The 1,033-nt window shown below is 29.4% G+C and carries 1 pseudogene; it reads right to left on the reverse strand.

The window, feature by feature from the left end:
- Positions 1-205: 205 nt before the first annotated feature.
- Positions 206-1,033: pseudogene (locus HMPREF3241_RS08720) on the reverse strand (YjiH family protein); the annotation flags it as partial.

Below are 1,033 nucleotides of genomic sequence, written 5' to 3' on the forward strand. Positions count from 1 at the left end.
AATTAATATACACCCTAATCATACGTTTTAGTTGCTATAAATTCAACAACTATATTTGTATGATTAGGGTGTACCCTAAATATATAATTGAGTTTAAAATAAAAAACAGTAAATTAAGATGGAAATTTCATATCCTTGCTTTCCTTATCACTATAAATATTTGTAAAAAAGGTGATTTTTTTATATACGATATTTTATTATTGAATTATAAAAAAATATATGCGATAGGTGTTACTATAATTAAACTCAATACAGTTCTCTCAAACCATATAACCACTAAATCTCTTATGCGGATGGGTATATCAGTAGAGAGAATACTAGGCACACTAGCTGAAAAGAATATAATTGTAGAAACAGAAGTAACAGCAATTATAAATTTAGTGATTAATGGTGCTTCGACTACAATTAATGAAGGCAAAAACATTTCTGTTATACCAATAGCTGCGCCTTTTGCAGTTAAAAAGGAATCTGGTATTTGAAGTATCCAAGTTAATGGATAAAAAACATATGCTAAATAATCGAAAATCACTGTATATTCTGCGAGTAACAAGCAAATTAAACCTATTGATAATATGGTGGGTAAGATATTCATAGTCATAATCAGACTTTCTTTGAAATTCAACCAAATATTTTTCATCACGTTAGGTGATGATTCAACAGTTTCCATTGCTTTTTCCCATGCAAAAAGTAGCTTTTTTTTACCTTTTAATTCGCTTGTATCTTCTTCTATAAATGGCTGATCATAATATGTGTTGCTAATTTTACTGATAGGCCAAATCCTAACTGTACAAGCTGTTACTGCAGCAGTAACAAACAAGGTAGACCAAAAATATAAATTCCATATATCCATTAAGTGTAAGGTTTTAGCAATAACTATCATAAAAGCTACAGTAACTGTAGAAAAGCCGGTTGCTATGATAACAGCTTGTTTTTCCGTGAATTTACCTTCTTTATACTCTTTATTCGTTATAAGTAAACCCACAGCAAAACTAGCAACAAAAGGTTCTGTTGCAAAGTAAAAAATATAGCTAAC

It is taken from the genome of Staphylococcus sp. HMSC34G04, assembly GCF_001838765.1.
Classification (GTDB): Bacteria; Bacillota; Bacilli; order Staphylococcales; family Staphylococcaceae; genus Staphylococcus; species Staphylococcus epidermidis.